21 protein-coding genes, 1 pseudogene and 2 riboswitches are annotated in these 24,156 nt (G+C 37.0%); of the genes and pseudogenes, 5 read left to right on the top strand and 17 right to left on the bottom strand.

All coding sequences use genetic code 11. The annotated features are described in order from the left end of the window. Positions 1-435: 435 nt before the first annotated feature. The 7 genes and pseudogenes from ACIQZA_RS18180 to ACIQZA_RS18210 all read right to left on the bottom strand — a co-directional run bounded on the left by ACIQZA_RS18180 (position 436) and on the right by ACIQZA_RS18210 (position 6,046). Entirely contained in the window at positions 436-681 is a 246-nt protein-coding gene (locus ACIQZA_RS18180; RefSeq protein ID WP_402883169.1) for a hypothetical protein, read from the bottom strand. Beyond that, positions 666-866, bottom strand: a complete 201-nt coding sequence (locus ACIQZA_RS18185; protein ID WP_400939488.1) for a carcinine hydrolase/isopenicillin-N N-acyltransferase family protein — start codon at positions 864-866, stop codon at positions 666-668. Before ACIQZA_RS18185 ends, ACIQZA_RS18180 begins: the two co-directional genes overlap by 16 nt. A 369-nt stretch (positions 867-1,235) precedes the next feature. Next, positions 1,236-2,681 (bottom strand): spore germination protein, encoded by a 1,446-nt coding sequence (locus ACIQZA_RS18190; RefSeq protein WP_400939434.1) that lies wholly within the window; start codon positions 2,679-2,681, stop codon positions 1,236-1,238. Between the two features lie 183 nt (positions 2,682-2,864). Beyond that, the gene (ribH, locus tag ACIQZA_RS18195; protein ID WP_400939436.1) at positions 2,865-3,332 is read right to left on the bottom strand and encodes a 6,7-dimethyl-8-ribityllumazine synthase; all 468 of its coding nucleotides are present in this window, start codon (positions 3,330-3,332) and stop codon (positions 2,865-2,867) included. A 51-nt stretch (positions 3,333-3,383) separates the two neighbouring features. Beyond that, positions 3,384-3,977: pseudogene (gene ribB / locus ACIQZA_RS18200) on the bottom strand (3,4-dihydroxy-2-butanone-4-phosphate synthase); the annotation flags it as partial. 135 nt (positions 3,978-4,112) lie between these two features. Next, positions 4,113-4,751 (bottom strand): riboflavin synthase, encoded by a 639-nt coding sequence (gene ribE / locus ACIQZA_RS18205; RefSeq protein WP_400939438.1) that lies wholly within the window; start codon positions 4,749-4,751, stop codon positions 4,113-4,115. 141 nt (positions 4,752-4,892) lie between these two features. Further along, positions 4,893-5,018: riboswitch (FMN riboswitch) on the bottom strand. 125 nt (positions 5,019-5,143) lie between these two features. After that, positions 5,144-5,269: riboswitch (FMN riboswitch) on the bottom strand. A 198-nt stretch (positions 5,270-5,467) separates the two neighbouring features. After that, positions 5,468-6,046, bottom strand: coding sequence for an SDR family NAD(P)-dependent oxidoreductase (locus ACIQZA_RS18210; protein WP_400939440.1), 579 nt, complete (start codon positions 6,044-6,046; stop codon positions 5,468-5,470). 365 nt (positions 6,047-6,411) lie between these two features. Here ACIQZA_RS18210 and ACIQZA_RS18215 point away from each other — a divergent pair, with 365 nt between their 5' ends. From ACIQZA_RS18215 to ACIQZA_RS18225, 3 genes are all read left to right on the top strand, one after another. Beyond that, positions 6,412-7,539 (top strand): YibE/F family protein, encoded by a 1,128-nt coding sequence (locus ACIQZA_RS18215; protein WP_402883165.1) that lies wholly within the window; start codon positions 6,412-6,414, stop codon positions 7,537-7,539. Then, positions 7,536-8,312 (top strand): YibE/F family protein, encoded by a 777-nt coding sequence (locus ACIQZA_RS18220; RefSeq protein WP_400939445.1) that lies wholly within the window; start codon positions 7,536-7,538, stop codon positions 8,310-8,312. Before ACIQZA_RS18215 ends, ACIQZA_RS18220 begins: the two co-directional genes overlap by 4 nt. Before the next feature lie 314 nt (positions 8,313-8,626). Then, positions 8,627-9,244, top strand: coding sequence for an HAD hydrolase-like protein (locus ACIQZA_RS18225; RefSeq protein ID WP_400939448.1), 618 nt, complete (start codon positions 8,627-8,629; stop codon positions 9,242-9,244). Positions 9,245-9,793: 549 nt separating this feature from the next. Here ACIQZA_RS18225 and ACIQZA_RS18230 read toward each other — a convergent pair. Then, on the bottom strand, positions 9,794-10,780 hold the full coding sequence (locus tag ACIQZA_RS18230) for a VanW family protein (protein WP_400939450.1): 987 nt from the start codon (positions 10,778-10,780) through the stop codon (positions 9,794-9,796). A 165-nt stretch (positions 10,781-10,945) separates the two neighbouring features. Then, positions 10,946-11,569, bottom strand: coding sequence for a transmembrane-type terpene cyclase (locus ACIQZA_RS18235; RefSeq protein ID WP_400939452.1), 624 nt, complete (start codon positions 11,567-11,569; stop codon positions 10,946-10,948). A 166-nt stretch (positions 11,570-11,735) separates the two neighbouring features. Here ACIQZA_RS18235 and pgeF point away from each other — a divergent pair, with 166 nt between their 5' ends. Then, positions 11,736-12,500 carry a peptidoglycan editing factor PgeF gene (gene pgeF / locus ACIQZA_RS18240; protein ID WP_400939455.1) on the top strand — a complete coding sequence of 255 codons (765 nt, stop codon included), beginning with the start codon at positions 11,736-11,738 and terminating at the stop codon, positions 12,498-12,500. A gap of 184 nt (positions 12,501-12,684) precedes the next feature. Here pgeF and ACIQZA_RS18245 read toward each other — a convergent pair whose 3' ends face one another. The 8 genes from ACIQZA_RS18245 to ACIQZA_RS18280 all read right to left on the bottom strand — a co-directional run bounded on the left by ACIQZA_RS18245 (position 12,685) and on the right by ACIQZA_RS18280 (position 22,565). Beyond that, on the bottom strand, positions 12,685-14,049 hold the full coding sequence (locus ACIQZA_RS18245; protein ID WP_427495388.1) for an amino acid permease: 1,365 nt from the start codon (positions 14,047-14,049) through the stop codon (positions 12,685-12,687). A gap of 149 nt (positions 14,050-14,198) precedes the next feature. Continuing rightward, the gene (locus ACIQZA_RS18250; RefSeq protein ID WP_402883161.1) at positions 14,199-14,573 is read right to left on the bottom strand and encodes a hypothetical protein; all 375 of its coding nucleotides are present in this window, start codon (positions 14,571-14,573) and stop codon (positions 14,199-14,201) included. Between the two features lie 113 nt (positions 14,574-14,686). Beyond that, entirely contained in the window at positions 14,687-14,896 is a 210-nt protein-coding gene (locus ACIQZA_RS18255) for a hypothetical protein (RefSeq protein WP_132359178.1), read from the bottom strand. A 37-nt stretch (positions 14,897-14,933) separates the two neighbouring features. Beyond that, positions 14,934-16,460 carry an NCS1 family transporter gene (locus tag ACIQZA_RS18260; RefSeq protein WP_400939460.1) on the bottom strand — a complete coding sequence of 509 codons (1,527 nt, stop codon included), beginning with the start codon at positions 16,458-16,460 and terminating at the stop codon, positions 14,934-14,936. A 196-nt stretch (positions 16,461-16,656) separates the two neighbouring features. Further along, positions 16,657-17,919: an NAD-dependent dihydropyrimidine dehydrogenase subunit PreA gene (gene preA, locus ACIQZA_RS18265; protein ID WP_400939461.1), complete on the bottom strand. Its 1,263-nt coding sequence runs from the start codon at positions 17,917-17,919 to the stop codon at positions 16,657-16,659. Between the two features lie 254 nt (positions 17,920-18,173). Further along, a complete protein-coding gene (locus ACIQZA_RS18270) occupies positions 18,174-19,556 on the bottom strand; it encodes an NAD(P)-dependent oxidoreductase (protein WP_400939463.1) in 1,383 nt (460 codons plus the stop codon). Positions 19,557-19,850: 294 nt separating this feature from the next. Beyond that, complete coding sequence (gene hydA, locus ACIQZA_RS18275; protein WP_400939465.1) at positions 19,851-21,254, bottom strand: dihydropyrimidinase; 1,404 nt, start codon at positions 21,252-21,254, stop codon at positions 19,851-19,853. Positions 21,255-21,320: 66 nt separating this feature from the next. Continuing rightward, positions 21,321-22,565 (bottom strand): Zn-dependent hydrolase, encoded by a 1,245-nt coding sequence (locus tag ACIQZA_RS18280; protein ID WP_400939467.1) that lies wholly within the window; start codon positions 22,563-22,565, stop codon positions 21,321-21,323. A gap of 138 nt (positions 22,566-22,703) precedes the next feature. On the opposite strand from ACIQZA_RS18280, the gene ACIQZA_RS18285 reads away from it, so the two are divergent. After that, positions 22,704-23,873: a PucR family transcriptional regulator gene (locus ACIQZA_RS18285; protein WP_402883155.1), complete on the top strand. Its 1,170-nt coding sequence runs from the start codon at positions 22,704-22,706 to the stop codon at positions 23,871-23,873. Positions 23,874-24,156 lie beyond the last annotated feature (283 nt).

Here is a 24,156-nt window from a genome sequence, read left to right on the forward strand (position 1 = left end):
GAATAATGCCTTAATTTAGTTGGGCTTGGCTTTCGCATCAAATACAAAAATCGTTAGCCGAAGTTAACATCAAGTAAACTTCTTTTTTATAGTTGTTCAATTATACCTCTGCATAATGACGTCAGGAATCGACTTTTTGTAAATACATAAGATTCCGGATTTTTCGCCTCTCTAAATAACAATATTCGTTCTATCTTATCATCCCAAGCAAGTTTTGACTATTCCCAACCCAATTATCGCCACTTACTTTTGGGCTATCTCCTTCCCATATTGATGTTGGAGAAGTCTGTCAGGAACTGATAAAATTCTAAAACAATTTTTATTTTTCGAGCGAAACACCCTTCTAGTCGCAACCATTAGTTTAATAATCCTTCCCTAGAAAGTAAACTAAAAAGCAGAACAAACTTTTATCATGCCCCCTTTATTATATTTTACTTAGTCCATTCCATCTTTGTTGTTTAGATCAATCCAACCTTTTAACCTTTTAGGAAGCGATAGCGCTTCGTCCAAATAATCTTTAAAAGAAATTGTAAACAGTTCTGCGTCCTCTCCTAAGATTGACAGACCCTGAATATTTTTCTTATTTTTCTCTTTCATACTCGTTGCTTGAATTGTAACAATAAGTGCTTCTTCAATATTTTTACATTGTTCTAATAATATTCGGATCAATCGTTGAAGCAATAAAGCCCCCCACCACGGTACTCATTGTTGACAAAATGTAGACCAACAACTAACCCACACTCATTCATCCCATCAAGTCTACCGATAATTTGTTGGCTAAATCCAACACTTGCATATCCATTTATTGGATGAGAAAATACAAGTCTTCCATCATATAATGTTGGTCTAAAATCATAGTCTCTAATATAATTTCCGTCTTATACCAAAGATGTACAGCCCATTTCTGGAAAGGTAATATTATAGCCACTATACATATCAATGACTGAATTCGGCGTTTGAGCTAATCCACCTTCCATTTTTTGCAAAAGACTAGGGGAATGAAATCGTAGTAGTTGTATTGCCATTTGTTCAGAGATTCATACTGTAGTGGATGACAAGTTGACAGTAGTTCTTTACCTTGCCGAAAGCCCAATTTGCCCCTTAGATTTATAACTTCTACGATTAATTCTTCATAAGATCTCATTACTTTTCTCTCCTTACCTAATAAAAGGTCAAGTGAAATAAGACATAAAAAGATCAGGCCTATAAAAGCCCGATCTCTACATTTTAAATATTTATTTTTTCCTACTCGATGTCTTTGTCTTATCCTGTACATTTAAAAATTTAGGTCGCGTACGATAACCTGCTGGAGATAAGCGAAATAAAGATCTTTTTATCTCCTGCCAATCTAAATCTGCGCCCATATTTAAGAATGGAACACCTAATACTCGTATATTCGCAGTATAAAGAAGTATGAAGAACACCGAAATGAAGAATCCAAATAACCCAAAAAAGGCAGATGCTAAAATGATGATAATCCTGAGAATACTCATTGCTGTTACGATAGACTGATTGATAAGTGTATAGGCTGCAATACTGGAAGTAGCGATAACTACAATCATGGAGGGGCTCGTAACACCCGATTTAATGGCTGCATCTCCTATAATTAACCCCCCAACAACACTTATGGAACCACTAATAACATTGGGTAAATGTATATTTGCTTCTCGAAATAATTCAAACATAAAAAGCATCATTAATGTTTCAAGAATTGTTGGAAATGGGAGACCCGTTCTTGACTCAACAACTGTTGCCAATAGAATGAATGGCAATTGCTCTTGATGGTAGGTTGTAAGTGCAAGCCAAAAACCTGGTAAAAGTACACTTATTAAAATAGCTATTATTCGTAGTATACGCTCCATAGAACTTATAATAATCGGATACTCATTATCCTCACCGGATTTAAAGAGTAACATTGAATTTGTAGGTGTAATAACGGCATATGATACACCATCAACTATGATGATAATGCGCCCTCTACTTAAAGCTTGCACAGCATAATCAGGGCGTCCAGTATAATCATGTCTTGGTATAATTTTAGTACTTTGTTCAATTCTTTCCATTAATAAATCCCCACTAAATACAATATCCGTATCAATTTGCTGCAGCTGTAATTTCAATTTCTCAAGCATCTTTTGATTGACGACATCTTCAAAATAAAGTACAGCTACAGTTGTTTTGGAGCGTTTACCAAGTTCAAATGTTTCTACATTTAATGAATTGGTAGGTAATCGTTTTCGTATTAAAGCAATATTAATAAAAACATCCTCAATAAAATCATCTCTCGGACCTCTGACAACTAATTCAAGAGTTGTTTCTTTAGGCTCCCGATTTGGTTTTTTTGCGATATAACTCGAATACAACAAATTCAGATTTTCAAAATATAGTAAAACATGCCCTTTATAGACTCTAGTCATCGCATCATCTTTACTTGTTATTCTTTGAAGATGGGGAATGTGTAAATTATTTTGTATATGTTCCTCTAACAATTCCTCCGATTTTCCAGTAAATAATGATTGTACTCGTTGTACAATAACAGTCTGGAGTAACCGCTCATCCATCATCCCTTCACATTTTATCAAATGTACTTTATGTTGCTGAAATAAATATTCTTGGAATATTACATCAGCAGAGCGTTGAAATAGTGACTTCAAAGATTTCAAATTTAATTCTTGTTGCATTGAAGAAATATCCCTCATCTCCTACTGAGCCAGCTCCTAATTAGTACATTTATGAGTAATAACACAAATACACTTACGGCTATTTTCCCCATGGTCTAAAAAAATATTCAAGAAAACTTTAATGTTCTAATGCTTTTTCAGAATAATTCACCTACGAAATTTTCATACTATTATTAGAAAAACTTATCCAATCATCTTCTTTAAATTTGCCATTTCAATAGCAGACATTGCTGCATCATAGCCTTTATTTCCTGATTTAGTCCCTGCGCGCTCAATCGCTTGTTCAATACTTTCTGTAGTAACAATGCCAAAAATAACAGGTACATTTGTAGTTAGTGATACATTAGCAATTCCTTTTGCTGATTCATTACATACATAATCATAATGTGTTGTTGAGCCACGGATTACTGTACCTAATCCAATTATTGCATCATATTTCTTTGTTTCGGCTAACTGTTTTGCAATGAATGGAACTTCAAATGCACCAGGAACCCATGCTACATCGATAGAATTCTCATCCACACCATGACGCTTTAAACCATCTAATGCACCGTCTAATAATTTGCTTGTAATAAATTCGTTGAAACGACCAACTACTACTGCTATTTTTAAATCCGTACCAATTAATTGTGCTTCAAATGTTTTACCCATTGTTCTTTTCTCCTTTTATATAGACATTTTATTTTCTTCCATTATTTGTTGACGACGATAAGTGGCCAATGCTTCTATGGAAATCATTTTTAAATGATGTAGCGCTGCATATTTAACAAGGTCATTAAAGCGTAGCATTTTGCCATTGTCCCCCATAATTTCACAAATAATGCCCGCAGGAATACTATGACATAGCTTGGCCAAATCAATTGTAGCTTCTGTATGTCCTCTACGCTCTAATACACCATTTTCCTTTGCAATTAACGGGAATACATGACCGGGTCTACGAAAATCCGCAGCTTTCGCTTGTGGTTCTAGCATTTTTTGTATAGTCATTGCCCGTTCAAAGGCACTAATTCCAGTCGTTGTATCTACATGATCTATACTAACGGTAAATGCCGTTTGATGATTATCTGTATTAATACTAACCATAGGCTTTAATGCTAATTTTTGTGCAAGATCCTGTGAAATCGGCGTACAAATAAGACCTCTTCCATAAGTCGCCATAAAGTTAATTGTTTCTGGGGTCATAAATTCCGCAAGTGCGAGTAAGTCCCCTTCGTTTTCTCGGTCCTCGTCATCTACTACAATGATCATCTTCCCTTGTTTTAAATCCTCTATTGCTTCATCAATTGAATGTAGCAATATCGCCACCTCCAGTTCGTAAAATGTATTATATCCATTATGCCTCGGCATAATTGCGTCAGGAATCTTTAACTTCTTTAAAGCAGATGTTTGGACTTCTGTACCTGTCGCTACAAAAATAATTGCTGAAAGAAGTCAAAATCCGTTTTTTGCTAAGAAGTCTCTTGAGATGGTTGGTGGTTCCTGTCCACGCTTAAGTTGATGCAAAATGTATTTTCCAACTAAATCGGTTTCTATATTGACGAGATCACCAATTTTTTTCATACCTAAAATAGTTTCCTTGTATGTGTGAGGTATCAGTGATACTGTGATACCGTTTTTCTCGACATGAAAAAGTGTTAGACTCGTTCCGTCAATTGTGATGGAGCCCTTTGGCATACAGTAGCTCGTTAACCCCTTCGATAGTTCAATATCAATATAGACTGCATTTGCTAATGGTCGCTTACGCACTATTTTCCCTACCCCGTCTACATGTCCGGATACAAAATGACCACCGAAACGTCCATTAGCTGACATAGCGCGCTCTAAATTTACCGGATCTCCAACTGCGAGCTGCTGTAAATTTGTTGCGCTCACTGTTTCAGGCATTACATCCATCGTTAGCTCTTGTTCATTAAAATATATCACTGTTAAACAAACACCATTGACCGCTATACTGTCTCCGAGCTTTACGTCCTCTACCATTTTCTTTGAAATAACGGTAATTTTCATACTTTGACGATCGCTTTGCATGGTTTTTACGGTACCAATATCCTCAACAATTCCTGTAAACATTTTTTCACCTACTTTCATTCATTTAATAATTTCCGTTCAAACAAAAAACCCCTTAAATAAAAGGGGTTTGGGAGTTTATCTACATAAGACGTCAACAAATAAACCTCATGGATATAATTTTTTTCCATAGGCTGTCATCTCATCGTTCTTCTCCCATCCAGACTGTCACTGTCGGTTTTGGATTTGCACCAAATCAGCTTGCGCTCACGGACTTTGAATTTCTTCATCACCGCCGATTGGGAATTTCACCCTACCCCGAAGAACTACTGCTATTCAATTTTTTAGCCAAATAAAACAAAAACTACTTCCCGACTATAAAATGGGAAGTAGTTAACATAAAAGCATACTCAAACAAACCTTATAAACTCAAGCGAATTTAAAAAGCTCACACTTTTACCCTTCTCCCATCCAGACTATAACTGTCGGTTTTGGATTTGCACCAAATCAGCTTGCGCTCACGGACTTTGAATTTCTTCATCACCGCCGATTGGGAATTTCACCCTACCCTGAAGGATATTTTTATTTAGCTATTTCTTACGATAACACTATTTTATTTTATTATCCAGATAATTCTTAATAAAAAATTTTTCTCTAACTAATTTCGCTTTCGTAAATTTGTACTGACGTTGGGTTTTCTCTTGAAATGAAGATAATACAGCCATCGCCTTTGGTCATTATAAAAGACCAAAGGCGTAACTGTTTAAAAAGGCAATAAATTATACAGTTAAACTACCATCAACAGAGACAACAGTACCAGCCATGAAGCTTGCTTTATCTGAAGCTAAGAATAGGACCACTTCTGCTACTTCTTCTGGTTCACCATGGCGTCCCATGCGTACACGTGCCATTTCTTCTGGTACGTATCCTGTTTTTTCAAGCGTTTCACCAACACTATGGAATAATGGTGTAACGATACCACCTGGACACACAGCATTAACACGAACACCTTTATTTGCATACTCGATTGCTGCACCTTTCGTTAAACCAATACCTGCATGTTTACTCGCGGAGTATACAGCAATACTGTGCTCTAGACGAATACCTGCAGATGAAGCAGTATTTATAATTGCCCCTTTGCCCTGTTTTTCCATTACTGGAATGACATATTTCATACCTAGGAAAATACCTTTTACATTGATATCCATATAACGATCGTATTCTTCTAATTCAACCGTTGTAAATGGTGCAAACTTTTGAATGATGCCAGCGTTATTGAATAATACATCGATACGGCCATACGTGTTTATAGCTTGCTGTACGTAATTGTGAACATCCTCTACTTTAGAAACATCCACTAGAACGAATATCCCTTCAATAGGAACACACCCCAATCTCTTCTGTAATAATGGCAACTTTCCGACATAATATTTCTCTATAAGAAATATTCATTGATTTTCACCCTTGCATTACTAAACTTACATTAATAAATAACAGTAGTTTAATTAAGCAATAACTAACTTAGAATAATAAAAGCCATATTAGAAGCAACTCTATAATTAAGGAACCTCTTGTCATTTAGCACGTTACTGTATAATGGCATTTTTTTATCTGCTTGACATTAAAAAATAATAGTGATATTGTGAGTCATTGTTCTTGTCAACGTTAACAATGAACGCAACGAATATGATTAGATTCCCTTCTCACATTGGAGGTTTTTTTATTGCAAAACATCTTGAAAAAAAAATCCTTTAACAAAGGTATATTTTATACTTTTATCGCAATTTGCTTTATCGCTTCTGTTTTTTTCGTTTATCACAATGAAGCATTTTATGACCGTCCAATTGCAGAAGTTATAAAAACGGAATTAAAAGAATCAAACCCTGTTACCGATATGTATGAAAATGAAGATCATTTATATATTCAGCAAATTACAGCTGTATTAAAAAATGGTGAAAAAAAAGGTAAGCTTATTCATTTTACCAATGAGTATTCAGCATCTGGAGCCTTTGATCAAGAGTACCATGTTGGAAATAAATTATTTGTTTCTATTAAAGCAAATACAAACAAAAATGGAGATTTAACTGGGGCTATTTTAGACGTAAAACGTGATCAGTTTGTCTTGATAGTGGCGTGGATTTTTATTGTTGCTTTGCTGATTGTTGGTAAAAAACAAGGGTTATTTTCAATCATCAGTTTAATTGTAAATTCTCTTGTATTATCCTACGCTTTAGATTTATATATATATTCCAATATAAATTTGATATTTATTAGCGGGGTATGTGTTCTTTTATTTACGGTCATTTCTTTAATTCTCATTAACGGCTTGAATGAGAAAACATATGCAGGGATTGTTGCAACACTTATCGGAACATTTATTTCGCTATTGATTAGCGCTTTAGTTCTGTGGATCACAAACGAGAACGGACTTCGATATGAAGAAATGCAATTTTTAACGCGCCCATATCGAGTGATTTTTATGGCTGGGTTATTTATTGGAGCACTAGGAGCTGTAATGGACGTCTCCATCACAATGGCTTCTTCAATGTTTGCTTTATTCGAGCAAAACCAAGATATATCTGACCAAGCACTGAAAACCTCAGGAATTGATATCGGGAAAGACATTATGGGAACGATTACAAGTATTTTGTTTTTTGTTTATATTTGTGGCTCAATCCCTATGTTGATTTTATATTTGAAAAACTCTTATCCATTAGGGCAAACACTTTCCATGAACCTTTCATTAGAATTAGCTAGGGCCCTAGCAGGTGGAATCGGTGTTGTCTTAACGATTCCGATCAGTTTATACACTTCTATTTTTTTCATTAATCGAAAGAGGGCAAAACAATGAATGTATTAGTATGGTTAACTGCCATTTTATTCATTTTAATGATTGTTATTGGTGGGAAAAAAGGTGTACGATCTTTTCTATCTTTATTTTTAAACTTTGGAGTGCTCTTTATAACTATCTTTTTAATGACCAGTCAGAAAAATAGTCCGATTTTATTAACGCTCATTGCCTGTACCGTCATTAGCTGGATTAGCTTATTTTTTATTAATGAAATGAGCAGTAAAACGGTAACTGCATTCATATCTACAATGATTACGATTGTAATTTTATTACTATTCATTGTTTTTGTAACGGAGCAATCAATGATTCGTGGATTCGGGGAAGAATCCTCCGAGGAAATCGGCATATTTTCCCTTTATATTGGCGTCAATTTTGTGCAAATTGGCGCTTCCGTTATTATTATGAGTACGATTGGGGCAATTTTGGATGTTGCTATTTCCATTGCTACTTCCATGCATGAGATTCTTCATCATAATCCTTTCATTAGCAGAAAAAAATTATTTACATCAGGTTTAAGCATTGGAAGGGACATTTTAGGTACAGATACAAATACATTATTTTTCGCTTTCTTTGGTGGTTATTTAAGCTTGCTCATATGGTTTAAAGATTTATCTTATTCAATTGGTGAAATCATTAATTCTAAAGTATTTGTCACTGAACTTATTATGATATTCTGCGCAGGCATTGGAATCGCACTCATCATTCCTATTACTTCCTCGGTAAATGCATATTATTTAACAAAAAAACGAGATACAACACAAGATGTTTCATAATTGTTGTACCTGTCACCCAGCTCAATACCAACGGATGACAGGTACTTTTTTATCCATTCAATTACATAGTAATTTTAAAGATGATTTCGTTATTGATTTCAACGCATTTTTCGGTACAATATTTACCAAGGAGATACCTTACTCCCTTTCATCAAAAAAACATTTACACTTTAGTAAAAAAATTATTCATCAATGGTAATTTACAATACGCTGTTTCATATCCTGTATAATCATGTCATTATTTTTTGAATAGGCAGTAACATTTTCAAGAAAAAAACGTCTTTACAACTAGATTATAAAGGAGAAAATTTGTAATGAAATATATTATCTTTGATTTTGATGGAACACTGGCAGATTCTACAGCAGTGTTTACATCAGCTTGGAATACGATTGCACAAAAATATAAATTTAAAGGAATAGAGTTAAAGGAAATCGAATCATTAAAAAAATTATCTATAGCGGAGCGCAGTAAATTATTCGACTTCCCAATGTATAAATTGCCCATGATTTTACCACAGTTTTATCGCTTATATCGTCAGTCATTACATGATGTTCATCTCTATGATGGCATTAAAGAAGTCCTTTTGGAAATTGATAAAAGAGGCTATAAAATCCTTATTATTTCCTCTAATTCACAAGAGAATATTTTAGAATTTCTAAAAATGAACGGCATTCATTGTGTGTCAAATGTACTTTGTTCAAACCGTATTTTCGGAAAAGATAAAGTGATAAAAAAATTTTTAAAGGACTCAGGCATTACCCCTTCTGAAGTTTTATACATTGGTGATGAGCAAAGAGATATTATAGCCTGCAAAAAAGTGGGCGTGCCTATTATTTGGGTTGGTTGGGGATATGACGCTATTGAAGTTGTATGCCAAGAAGATCCCGAGTACAAAGTAGCTACACCACAAGAGATTTTAAATATCATCTAAACGAATAGGATCATAGCGATTAAAAAATGGCTATGATCCTATTTTTATAGTTAAAAAAGTTTTGTGCCGCTGAAATGAAGGTGTCCTATTAAATAAAGTAGTATGGCTTTTCGGCAAAGCGAGGGGGTAATTACTGTTCGGACTAGGCACTTTCCGAGGGACGTCCGATGAGCCGCTTTACTCGCAATGTTCGCTCTAAGGTCCCATGCCAACAGATGTTTTTTACGCGAAAGCGAAGCGGTAGCGGCACCGAAGTTGGTCACGAAGGCGTTATCATAGGACGTGATATTTTAGCCTTCGTTCCCCTATCGCTAATCCCCAAGGGTAGCCCAGTCTTCACTCCAATCAACCACTCCATTTAAAATGCATTTTCAATCTTTCACTCTAATTAAATGGATAATACGAAACTGCAGCAAGTCTGTGCGAAAGCGAAGCGACAACACTAAATACTTATGTATGAAGAAATGTCAGCGATATTTCTTTAATATGCACTAACTTTTCTGCAGTTCCAACTAAAAAAAGACACATTGTAAGTGTCTATGAAAAATACTATGGCTTTTTCAAGTTGGCGACATATTTTTTTGCTGTTCTGATCTCAATTGTAAGAGAATTTTTACTATAGCTAGCTTTAATTAAAAATGGTACGTTCGTTGTATTTTGAAATCTAAAGTCTAAACCACCATAGGAAACTGTAGCGTCTCTTCCTTTTGGAACATACCCGACATCCAAAGAATGGTGGTGACGTTCTACAAATTTCACCGGTATTTGGTCAACCGCGTTAAATAAGGTTGAGGACGTTTGACAGATGCCTCCCCCAATGCCCATCACAACCTTTTTGTTGATGATTTCTGGTGCAGGCTGATAACCATTTACTTCATCCCTAGGTCCAACAACTGTATTAAAGGAGAAATAATCTCCACTTCCAACGATAACATTATTAATGGCCTTCGCAGAAAGTTCAATATTTTTATTTCTTCCTACATCATGAGTATTGAAGTAAGTTGTATAGGATCCAACAGCTACGTCTTCTAAATACGGAATGTCTTCAAAATTATAGCCGCTTTCTGTAACAGATAAGGGCAACTCCACTTTACCACCAGTTGCTGAGGCTTCTAATATTCTCTCTACTAAGTCACTTTCTTTTAAAACAATTAAAGGACTACCTTTAATTACTTTTCCTTGATCATCTAGCTTATCGAGTATCATCCGCTTATCATAGCCGGTAGTTTTTTCATTTCCTCGCGCCAAATCTTTTGCTAATTGTTTAATTTGTTCTGTATACGATTGTCGATCTCGTTCGTAGTCCATTTCTTTCGGTGCAATTGTTTGGATGATGGCTTTTGTTGCAGGATCTTCGATTTCAACCACGGCTGGCTCTGCTTGTTGTAAGGTAACAGGCTTTTTTACATCATCCGCTTTTTGCTCTGACGCTTGAATTTGTTGTTCTTGTTTTTTCTCATCCGCAATTTTCCCCTGACAGCCAATTAGCCCAACTGTACAAATAATACATAATGTGGTTATCCACTTCTTTTTCAAATAAAACACCTACCCTATCGATATACTACAGAGACATCTTATTCGTGTATTGCTGATAGTGTGTTTCATTTCATCATTTTTATTTGTTTATAAAATGAAAACACTCTACAAAGTTGAATTGTAGAGCGCTATTTTTTATAGATGTATGGCACGGAATCATTTTTTTCATTTAGCATATTTCACTTTAAACCTATAGATCAATACTATATAAATCCAATCATAAATAAAGATTGCAAGCGAAATAATTGTAATCAAAGGTGTTCTAAAATACAAATAAAAGCAAACTGCCGCAAACACAGTACCGATCATTTTACAAACAGCTATGCCCATTGATTGTCCACTTAAGTTCCCTCTCTGTATGAATAAGGCGATAAAAAGCCCTGACATCATCAGATTTTGGAAAAATGCTGCATATATGCCTGCCATATCTTTGAATTCATGCATCAGCGCTAAAATCGTGAAAAAGCTTACTACGAGTGTTATGAAAAAAGATGAATAAAATACCTTTCTCGGAATAATTTTTTTATACTCCTTATAACCATAAAGTAAAAATTGCGTCATAATGAAAATATCCAAAAGAAACCACAGAAAAGTAAGGATCCTTTGCAAGTCATTTAGTGGATACATAAATGAAAAAATAAATTCCCATGAAATATTGGCACAAATTGCGGCCATGGGCATCCCATATCTTTTATCCTGTATACCTTGTTTGATGATTAATATATATGTAATAATCCAAAATAGCCACATGCCTAATTGGAAGATCAGTATGAATTTTTCTTGCGTCATATCTACAAACTCCTTCCTTCTAATTCTCATTCTTCGATACTATATGTGAAGAAATCTATTGTTTATGTCATAGGAATTGTAGAAAATACTTATGGCTCAAATATTCTAAAGAGTAAGCGCCTATACATTCATTAACCAATCATATATAGTAAGACGAGGTGATAATATGAAAACTAAAATTTATTATGATAACGACCAATTTATTGCAGGCACTACCTTAAAGGATGACATCGAGCCGGAACATAACAATATGGCGCTCCATACATGTGTGAATGAAGCAGATGTGCTAAAAAATCGAAAACAATTAGCAGCTACTTTAAATTGTGACTTAAATAATTTTATTTGCACGCAACAAACACATAGTGCTAATTTCCATAAAGTCACGATTTCTGATAAAGGACGAGGCGCTGAGCAAATGGACACTGCCATTAGTAATACCGATGCACTTTATACATTAGAGCCGAATTTACTTTTATGTAGTTTTACAGCAGATTGCGTACCTGTTATTTTTTATAATAAAGTTAATGGCCTTATTGGCGTAGTTCATTCAGGCTGGCAAGGCACCGTCAAGGAAGTCACATCAAAGCTTTTCCAACATTTGATAGAGCATGAGCAATGTCATCCACAACATTTTCACGTCCAAATCGGTATGGCACTTAGTCAGCAGAAATTTGAGGTGGATGCAGATGTTTATGAAAAATTCCACAACCTAGGCTATGCCGAGGACTTTATGTACTACAATGCACAAACAAATAAATATCATATCGATAATCAGCAAACTGTCAAAAAACAATGTGAGCTTGCAGGTATTCCTACTGAGCAGATTTTAATTGATACAACATGCACATTCCTTAGCCCAGATGGTTTTTCCTACCGTCAAGATAAACAAACTGGCAGACATTTAAGCTTCATTATGCGTAAAGTACAATAGTTAAAAGGGACACTCCAATTATTTATTAATGGATTGTCCCTTTTGCAGTAGTGAAAAACAAAATGGTCAAGAAAAGTCGTTTCATTTTATCACTAAAAATTAGAGTGATATGCAAAGCGAAACGGGTGCACAAAAGCAAAAAGGATGTATCTCATAGTAGAAATACACCCTTTTAACATTTCATTTATTTATTAACTGGACGTTCTTTGCCAATTCTAAAAACATAATAGCTAATGATAACAAGAGCTAAAAAAATAATTCCTACGATAAGAGAAACTCTAGTATCCTCATTAAACCACATACCGATTAGCACCATTACTAAAAACGCAATCGTTATATAGTTTGTAAATGGTGCAAATGGCGTTTTGAATGGGTGCTTTGACAGTTGTTCACCTTTTATTTTTCTAAATCGTATTTGACTTATTAAAATAACAAACCAAGGAATCATCCCCGGTAATACACTTGCACTGTATACATATACAAATAAGTTCTTTGGCGCTATATAGCTCAGAATAACACCGATGACCAAACCAACTAGCACGCCTACTGTGCCGAAAATAGGAACACCATTACTAGAAAGCTTCGCAAAAAATTTAGGTGCCTGTCCATTCATAGCAAGCGTATACAACATACGTCCCGCACTATAAATGCCACTATTACAACCTGACATTGCCGCTGTAATGACAACAAAATTAATAATTCCTGCCGCAGCGGTAATTCCAACCTTTGCAAATGTTGCAACAAACGGGCTACCGATCGTACCTAATTCATCCCACGGATAAACTGTTACAATGACAAAGATTGCACCGATATAAAATATTAAAATACGCCAAATAATACTTTGAATTGCATTCGTAATCGTTTTTTGAGGATTTTTCGCTTCTCCTGCTGTAATCCCAATAAGCTCAACGCCCTGATAGGCTGCAACTACTAATGATAACGCAAAGAAGAAGCCTGTCCAGCCGCCTGTAAAGAAGCCTCCGTGATTCCAAAGGTTCGATAATCCAAGTGCCACACCTTCGTTACCAATCCCAAAGAAAATAAGACCAAAGCCTGCAACAATCATTAAAACAATCGTCACAATTTTAATCATGGCAAACCAAAACTCAAATTCTCCAAATGTTTTAACAGAAATAAAGTTGGCTACACCTAAAATCACCATTGCAATTAAACCTGGAATCCATGCTGGTAAATCAGGATACCAATATTGCATATACGTTCCTACTGCTATAATCTCTGACATCCCAACAATAACCCACTGAAACCAGTTACTCCACGCCGTTACATAACCGGCTAATGGGTGTATATATTTATAGCCAAACGTTGCAAAGGAACCAGTACTTGGCTCCATATAAAGCATTTCTCCCATTGCTCGCATAATGAAAAAAATAAAAATACCCGCTATACCATATGCAAGGAGCACAGAAGGCCCTGTCCATTGAATGGCGTTAGCAGACCCCATAAACAAGCCCACGCCAATAGTTCCTCCAAGAGCAATCATTTGGATATGACGTGCATCTAATCCCCTTTTTAATTCTTTATTTGCCACTAAATTACGCCTCTTTCTAAAGTTCTTTCTACGATGAATTATCTTATAATAATAATCAATTCTATTGAAAAACACAATTGTATTTTTAGGAAAAACATGATTATAGCAATAATAAAGCAAGGATTTTAAGCATTTTGGTGTTCTATCCATCACCTTGACGGTTCTTTCGGATGACTTAGGCTGTTCTTTCCACGATTTTGACGGTTACGACTTCTGCTGGGTCTTTCCGTTGCTTGGGCTGTTCTTTCCTTCGCCTTGGCTGTTCTTTCCGTCGTCTTGGCCGTTCTTTTCGTCGCCTTGGCTGTTCTTTCCGTCACTTTGACTTTTCGATCAGTCACTTTGGCGGTTCTTTCCGTCGCTTCAACTTTTCCATCCGTCGTTTTGGCGGTTCTTTCCGTCACTTTGGCTTTTCCATCCGTCACTTCAGCTCTTCTTTCCGCTTTGCTTGTTCTTTCCTTCGCTTTGGCGGTTCTTTCCGTCGCCTTGGCTGTTCTATCCATTACTTTGACGGTTCTATCCACCATGTGAGAAATACTTTCAACTGGTTATAGCTATAAACCAACCAGCTTTGAGTAAAAACATACGTAAAAAAACTCTATCCCATCATGAAAGGCGTGAATGGAATAGAGTTTTTTTGTTATTGTAACAACGTCTGTTCTTGGAGCTTTGCTGAGAAGTATTTGCGGGCATCTGCTGTTAGAATTTGCATCAGAATAACCTCTTCTTGACGGGCAAATTCTACAAACATTCCACTTAGATTTTCATAAACATATTTGATTTTATAGCCACTATCTAAATACTGATCTACTTTTTTTATTTCCTCTGTGCTTTGTTGATGTTCTGACATGCAATCACCTCACCTTTTTTGTGAATATCTTGGGTGGTTAATTTTTATTCAGACCTTCGATTTCTAGCAGCGGATCTGGTTGTTCAACGACATCATTCTCTTCTGGAACAACAGTTGGAGCAGGCGTTTGCTGCTGTCCAAATAGTTCATCCAAATTGTGACCGACTGTAATTCCTAAATATTTTGCATCACTTGGATCCTCTAGCTCAGCTTGAGGGTATTTTTTGAACCACCAATACTTCGCTAATACATAATATACAAGTGCCCCTACAAAGAACCCTACTAATGAAGAATAAGTGGAAAATATATTTGCCACTGCACCACCGATAATCCAAGCGATTAAACCAGCTAAGTTAAAGCCCTTCAAATATTTAAACTGACCATCTAAGTCATAAAGTGCTTTTACATGCACACGACGTTTACGGATTAAATAATAATCGGCAAATAAAATACCAACAATCGCAGTTAAAATTCCTCCGATAATTAAAAGTGCATTGACTAACACATTAAATAAACTCCATGGTTGTGCTAGAATACCAATGATTCCTGCAATAACAACCCCTACCCAAAACGGCACTTTTGGCCCACCGATATTCGAGAAAATTGTTGCAGCCGGGATAACATTTGCAGAGGTGTTAGTCGACCATTGTGCTAATACAATCATTAACAATAAGATTCCTAAAATAAAGCCACTTGCACTTTGCTGTAGTGCATTGATCGGATCAGCAGAGGCAACAGCCATATAGCACACAGCACCAATTGTCACTATGAAAGTATTTGTAATCGGCATGACGATTAATGAGCCGACCAGCTGTGTTTTATTGCGTTTGAACCAGCTGCGTTCATTTTTTGGTGCTTTAAAGAAGCGTGACAGTGAAGGCATATCGGCTGCTAGCGTCGACCAAAATCCCATATTCGCCATAATCACTACCATAAATGCCGTGAAGGCTGAGAATCCTGTTGTTGGCGCTTCCACCCACGTCCAAATATTTTTCCCTTGAGCTACTGCATTATCTGCCAATGTATAATACATCCAGCAGGAAATTAAAATGATAACTGGTGCTGCTAAATCTGCAAAGCGTTCAATAGATTTAATACCTAGTGATGTATTAAATAACTGAAGTGCTGCAAAGACAATGAAACAGACAAACCAATTATCAACACTAAATAGTAAATTTAAAATGCCGTTTATCGCTAATGCTCCAAAATAAGTATTCAGACCGAACCAACAGGCGGCTGTTACACCCCTTACAAGTGACGGAATATGTGTGCCAAATGTACCGAACGGAGCACGCATATAAACTGGGAATGATAAGCCATGTTCAATGCCTATATCTCCAATTAACGTCATAAATACACCAATTAGACAAGAGCCAATCAACGTTGCTAAAATTACCATTGGCAATGGTAAGCTTATGATGGCCGTTCCACCGATTGCAAAAGCCGCTAATACAATTGCCATCCCTATCCAAATTACTGCAAAACCAAATGTTCCAATATTTCTTTGTTGATGTGTCACTGGAAGTAAATCTGGGGATTTTAAATAATTCCCATCACGTTCCATATAATCTCTCCTTTTTATAAAAATTTCCGTGACAACTTACATGAGGTTATTCCTTCCTTCAACGAAATTGCTAAAGGAAGTTGGAATTTCAGTTTATCTTCCTTCGACCAAATACTCCCACCTTAGAAGGTAGTGCGACGAATGAAGATTAAGCCTACAACGCAATTAAGCCAAGGCGAAATTGATTTTAGACTTTTTACTTAGATAGGCTGCTAATTAAAGATTGACGTTCATTCCAAGTCATTGATGTAACTGTAGATTTGCGTTCAACCATTGTGATGGCATCATCTACAGGACAAACGATTGAGCATAAATTACAGCCTACACAATCCTCCTCCCGGACTTTCAGCATTGGGCGGCCAGCTTCTGAATATAAGTCGATACATTGATGCGATGTATCCTCACATGCAATATGGCACTTGTTACAGTTAATGCAAACATCATTATTAATTTCCGCCACGATTTTATAATTTAAATTCAAGTCACCCCAATTAGAATATCTGGAAACTGAGCGACCTACTAAATCCATAACAGAGGCCATGCCTTTATCGTCTAAATAGTTATTGAGTCCATCGACCATATCCTCAACAATACTAAAGCCATGATGCATCGCCGCTGTACAAACTTGCACGCCCGTAGCGCCCATTAATATAAACTCGGCAGCATCTTGCCAGTTGGAAATACCACCAATGCCTGAAATAGGAACATTAATTAATGGATTACGAGCACAATCTGCTACCATATTGAGTGCAATTGGTTTAACTGCAGGACCACAATAGCCACCATGTGCACCCTTTCCTGCTACATGAGGCACTGTATTCCAAGTATCTAAGTCGACACCGGCTAAGCTGTTAATTGTATTTATCATACTAATAGCATCTGCTCCACCTCTTGTGGCCGCTTCTGCCGTTACCGTAATATCGGTAATGTTCGGTGTTAATTTCACAATTACTGGAGTTTTCGCTGCCTCTTTCACCCAGTACGTTTGCTTTTCCACTAATTCAGGTACTTGACCAGAGGCAGACCCCATTCCTCGTTCTGCCATCCCATGTGGACAGCCAAAGTTAAGCTCAAGACCATCAACACCCACATCTTCTACTCGTTTAACAATCTCATGCCATTTTTCTTGCTTTGGCTCCACCATTAAGGACGCGATAATTGCGTGATGTGGAAACCTTTTTTTCGTCTCATAAATTTCTTGTAAATTCACCTCTAACGGACGATCCGTAATCAGTTCAATATTATTGAAGCCAGCTACTCTTTGTCCGTTAAAGCTAACAGCTGCAAAGCGTGAAGAAACATTTAAAATCGGATCCCCCAATGTCTTCCATACAGCACCACCCCACCCCGCTTCAAATGCACGTTGTACTTGATAGCCTGAATTCGTTGGCGGTGCCGACGCAAGCCAAAATGGATTCGGCGATTTGATGCCCGCTAAGTCAATACGTAAGTCTGCCATAGTTGTTCCTCCTTTATGCAATCTCACTTGGTTTCATCAATTATGCCTCGGCACAATTGCGTCTAGAATCGGCTTTGTGCTTAGGCCGCAGATGTTTTTTGCGCGAAAGCGTAGCGTCAGCAGCACGTGGCGTTCTTAGACTGAGTTCCTCTATTTCAGCGGATGTTTGGACAACTGCTGAAAAGCAACTTTAACTTGCATTCACCTCACCACCTATTGAGATGGGAGGTTCTGCAACTCATCTGTACCTGTCGCTACGCTTTCGGTACAATAGACACTTTGCTGAAAGAAGTTAAACGTTCATGGATCTTTTTTGCTGCGTTTTTCCCTTGCTGTACAGCGGTTACAACCATCGCCTCACCCTGACCATTTCCGAAAACGACATCTCCACACGCAAATACTTTGTCATTCGAAGTTTGCATTGTCGTTTCATCAATATCGACAACATCATTTGTATGCTGTAAGCCAAAAGCTTCAATCAATGACACGAAACGCGTTTGCCCAATTGCCTTAATAACTGCATCCACTTCAATAATAAAATTGGACCCCTTAATCTCCTCAGGTCTTTGACGACCATCAGCACCCGCTTCACCGAGCCTCATTTTTACACATTCAATGCCTACGACCTCACCTGACTCATTACCAATAATTTTTTTCGGTGCTGTTAACCACTTAAACTCCACATTATCCTGCTTGGCAAATTCATATTCAAATTTGTACGCCGTCATTTCCTTTTGTGTTCTTCTATAAAGAATTTGAACATTGTCAGCACCTAAGCGCACTGCACATGTAGCACCGTCAATCGCGGTATTTCCCGCACCAATGACAGCCACCCGCTTCCCAACAATATCCTTTGTAAGCGGTCCCATTTTTGTCTTTCTGACAAACTCTATCGCATCATGTACACCGTCTAAATCTTCTCCTTCAATGCCCAGATTCGGCACAGCTCCCATACCCACTGCTAAAATAACACTGTCATATTGCTCCAAAATTTCTTCAGCAGCAATATCTACACCGACAGTTGTGTTCGTTTTGATTTCCACACCAAGCTTTTCGATTTGTTCAATTTCCCAATCAACGACTTCATTTGGTAAACGGAACGACACTATACCAAAGCTCCCTAAGCCACCAGCTTTCGCTTCAGCTTCATAAATAGTGACCTGATAACCAATTCGACTGAGTTCACGCGCAGCCGATAAACCAGCAGGACCTGCACCAATAATCGCTACCTTCTGTCCATTGCTTTGCCCTTGCTTAAATAGCTGAACACTCGTTGACATTGCCCAATCTGTTGCATAGCGCTGCAGCTCTCCGATTTTAATTGGCTTTGTTGAGGAATTTAACACACACGCCCCTTCACATAGTTCCTCCGTTGGACAAACCCTTGCACAACTTGCACCAATTGGATTTGCTTCTAATATAGTCGTAGCAGAGCCCTTCATATTACCAGAAGCTATTTTTTTTATGAAATTTGGAATTTGAATACTCGTTGGACAAGCTTTAATACATGGTGCATCGTAGCAATATAGACAACGATTGGATTCCTCTATTGCTTCATTCTTTGTCATCCTGCTAGTCAATTCCATAAAATTACGTGTTAACTGTTGGGACATTGTATTTTCTTGATTCGGAGCCATTTCCACATCCCCCTCATGTGTTCATTTTTTCCTTTTTATTACCCTTTGGCGTAGTTGTCGCTGCTAGAACCATTGAAAAAGAGCACCACCTAGAGAGATAGATAGTCTTCTGCAGCTAATGAAGATATTACGAGACCGATTGCTCTGTTCTCCATCCAAAGCAATCGGTCATAAAGTGAAACTTTAACCAGTGGGGTTTTTATTCATCCCCACTGATTATTAGTTGAACGAATCGGGCTTTTCAGGGCAGTCCTACCTTCTTTGCTGTTGCAAATATCTTGTGGCAGGATAATGCTAAATGTTTAGTGCTTCTGCAGCCGTTGTTTTTAATGCACGTTTTATATATTGCCCGCTACCTAGTACACCAACAAATTCTTTACTTTTAATGACATATTCGCCACGTACTAGTACGCTTACTGGTTCACCCGTTACTTCCCATCCCTCATATGGGTTATAATCTACGTTCATATGATGTGTTTTCGCAGAAATTTCTCGTTTTGCCTCTGGATCAAAAATAACGATATCGGCATCAGAACCGATTGCAATCGTCCCTTTTTGTGGGAATAAACCAAATATTTTTGCTGCACTTGTGGAAATCATATCGACAAACTCATTGATAGAAATTTTTCCTTTTGCCACACCTTCTGAATATAAAATACTAAAGCGATCTTCAATAAAAGGCCCACCATTAGGAATTTTAGAAAAATCATTTATTCCTAACTGCTTTTTACCCTTAAAACTAAATGAACATTGGTCAGAGCCAATTGTTTGTAGTTGTTTTGCTTTTAGAGCATTCCATAAATGATCCTGATGGTATTTCGGTCGAAGTGGTGGGGACCAAACATATTTTGCACCCTCAAAACCTGGTTGTGCTAAAGCAGATTGATCCAAAGTTAAATATGGTGGACATGTTTCACCATAAACGTCATAGCCTTTTTCACGCGCAGCAATGATCTCATCTACTGCCTCTTTACAAGTTACGTGCACAACATAAAGGGTAGCGCCAGCAATATGGGCTAACTCAATCGCACGTTTTGTCGCTTCGCCTTCTAATTCAGCTGGACGAGTGAGCGCATGATAAATCGGCTCCTTATGACCTGCACGTCGCGCCTCTTCTACAAGCTCATCAATAACAGAACCATTTTCACAGTGCACCATAACAACAGCACCGAGGTTTTTCGCTATTTTAAAAGCTTTAAAAAGGGTGCGATCCGAGGCTTGAAATTCTTTCGCATAAGCCATAAATACCTTGACAGAAGTAATACCCTCTTGCTCTAAGATCTGCGGCAATTCGGCTTCTGTTTCAGTGGTTAAATCACCAATCATTAAGTGGAATCCATAGTCTATGGCTGATTTCCCCTTCGCCTTGTCATGCCACTTTTCAACTGCAGCTGAAAGTTTATCCTCGCCAGCCGTTAAGCAGAAATCCAAAATAGTAGTAGTCCCACCGAAAGCCGCTGCAATGGTACCAGATTTCCAATCATCATCAGTCACAGTATTGTTAAATGGCATATCTAAATGTGTGTGAGGATCAATTCCTCCTGGCATCACATATTTACCAGTAGCATCAATAACTTCTGCCCCAATGTCAGATAGATTTTTGCCAATTTGAACAATTTTTCCGTTTTCAATTAAAATATCTGCCTCAAAAACATCTGCAGCTGTCGCCACTCGTCCACCTTTAATAATTTTTTTCATTCTGCCCCTCACCCTTCGTAAAATAATGGAGAAAGCTCAATCATGACAATGTTAGGAAAATCTACTTTAATGTAACGTGTAAGATTCCCCCATACTGAACTTTGTTTGTAGCATCAACACTGTTTCTAGTAATACATCTGCTCCTTTCGCACAATCCTCAAATGTTGTTTCCTCTTCCTCGCAATGACTCTTACCATTAATACTTGGTACGAAAATCATCGCTGATGGAACAATGCTTGCAATGTATTGCGCATCATGTCCTGCCCCGCTAAACATTCGGTGAGCAGTATAACCAAAGCTCTGACAAGCCCTTTCCACTTCATTACAAATATGAGTATCAAAATAGACTGTATCTCTACCCCATAGCTTAACTGGCTTAATGCTACAGCCCATATCCTCTGTAGGAAGATTATTCAGTATGGCCTCTACCTTTTGCATGACCTCTGGTTTTTGATGACGTGAATCTATCGTAAATGTCACATTGTTCGGTATCACGGTATGAATATTTGGTGAAACATTCATTCGTCCAAATGTAAACACTAACTGTTCATCGATTTTTCCGAGCTCTTCATGTAAATACGAAATGATTTTTGAAGTTACGATCATCGGATCTTGACGCATTGTCATCGGTGTCGTTCCAGCATGATTGGACTGCCCTGTAACCGTAATCTCATAGCACACCATACCTAATACACCTTCAACAACGCCAATTTCCAACTGCTTTGCCTCTAGAACAGGTCCTTGTTCGATATGCAATTCAATATAAGCAAGTGCTTCCTTTAAGCGATTTTCTGGATCTCCTTCATAGCCACTTGCTTGCAGTGCTTCTTTGAAACTAGTGCCGTTTTTGTCGATAGATTGCAGCATTTTTTCTTTATCAAATTTCGCTGAAATAACTCCAGAACTCATCATGGCTGGATCAAAACGAGCACCTTCTTCATTCGTGAAATTCACAATCATTATCGGGATATCTAGCTCAATCTCGTTTTCTTTTAATGTTCTAATGGCCTCAATAGCCGTTAAAACGCCTAATACACCATCAAATTTCCCACCCTTTTCAACGGAATCTAAATGCGACCCCATAACAATTGGAGGAACATCCTTTTTCCCAGGTAAAATGGCATAAACATTACCCATATCATCGATTTTGATGTCCATCCCTAATTCATCACAACACTCACAAAAATAGTTTCTTGCTAATACATCCTCATTCGAAAGAGACAAACGAGTTACGCCACCATTTTCAGTAGCTCCAAATTGACTAAATTGTTCAATTAACTCTTGCAATCGTCTACTATTACACTTATACATATGCAAGTCCTCTCTTTCACAGTAGTTATACACATTCTATAAAAGATAAAAATTATGAGATATAGATAGCAAACTAAAAAAATATGTGCATCTGCACATAATATATGGTAAGTTATGTTCATAATAAGGGGGGCGAAAATGGGGACAATTCGCAAAATTGTAGAGGGAGTTCAATTCCCAATGCTAACATTAGTAGCTGGACATAACGGAACGTATCGAAGAGTTACAGGTATTAACGTAGTAGAAAGCATCGATTTAATTATGTTTTGTAGACCTAATGAATTAGTCGTGACTACAGGTATTAATTTATCTTCTGATGGAGATTCCTTAGAGCAACTCGTAAAACTAGCTTTCACTAAAAAAGTAGCTGGTTTCATTATTAATACCGGCCCATATATTCCAAATATACCAGAATCAGTTACCTCTTTTGCCAATGAACATGATTTCCCTATTTTTCACATGCCATGGAATTATCGAATAGCCGATCTATTAAAAACAACATTTCAATTTATCGCCAATCACCATCAAGAGCTTTCTATCGAAGAAAAGGTTCTTTATAACTTACTTTTTCACTACAAACAAAACGCCAACTATATTAAAGATCAATTAGCACTACTAGGTTTTCCACAAGGTAGGGAACTAGCCATTATTTCATGTACAACAAATGGTGCACAAGCTAATATTGACCGTTACGAGGTCATGATCCAATTTGCATTTCAAAATAGATATAAACGCTTCTTAAAACTTAAACATAAAAATCACCTCATCTTTTTAATCGACAGAGCACAAATCAATACACCAAATACTCCCTTCTCAAAAGTTGTTGAAGAAATTTACGACAAAATTACGCAAAAAAATGGTTACTTGGATATTATCATAGGTAAAGGAAATTATCATAAAGAGCTTGAAAATGTCCGCAAAAGCTATAATGAGTCATTAACAGTCATCCAATTAGCAAAGCTTCATAACAATCGCTTCCTATATAAATATAAAGAAATTGGTGCCTACAAAATTATCATGGCCGTGCAAAATCAAACATTAATCAAATCATATAGCCAAGACATCTTAGGTCAGCTTTATCGCTATGATGAATTGCATAACTCAGATTATGGACAATTTCTACGCATTTATCTCGATGAAAATGGAAGTACCCGTAGGATTAGTGAGCGTCTATTTATTCATCGCAACACAGTACTTTATAAAATAAAAAAAGTAGAAACGCTATTAGATATGGACTTAAGCAACCCATTTACAAAAACAAATCTCTATATTGCATTTTTGATTGAGGATGTGTTAACGCACCAATAAATTTTATCACCATAAAATATCCGTTCTAAATCCCCAAAATCTAGTTTGTTTGTGTCCATATACTATTTCAAAATGATTGAATGAAGGGCTTCTAGTAAAAATCCGCTTCGTCATATGGGCGCGCCAACCCCTTATATCTTTGCGGATTTTTACCTTAGCCATAACGAAAAAACTGACGAACCAAACGGGAGGGCACTGAAAAAGTCTATATCTTTTCACATTGCGAGGTATTCAACGATTAAATCGTTGAATACCTCGCTTTTTTCATTTGGCACTGTGACTC

The sequence above is a fragment of the Lysinibacillus sp. NPDC096382 genome, from assembly GCF_044762845.1.
GTDB lineage: Bacteria > Bacillota > Bacilli > Bacillales_A > Planococcaceae > Lysinibacillus.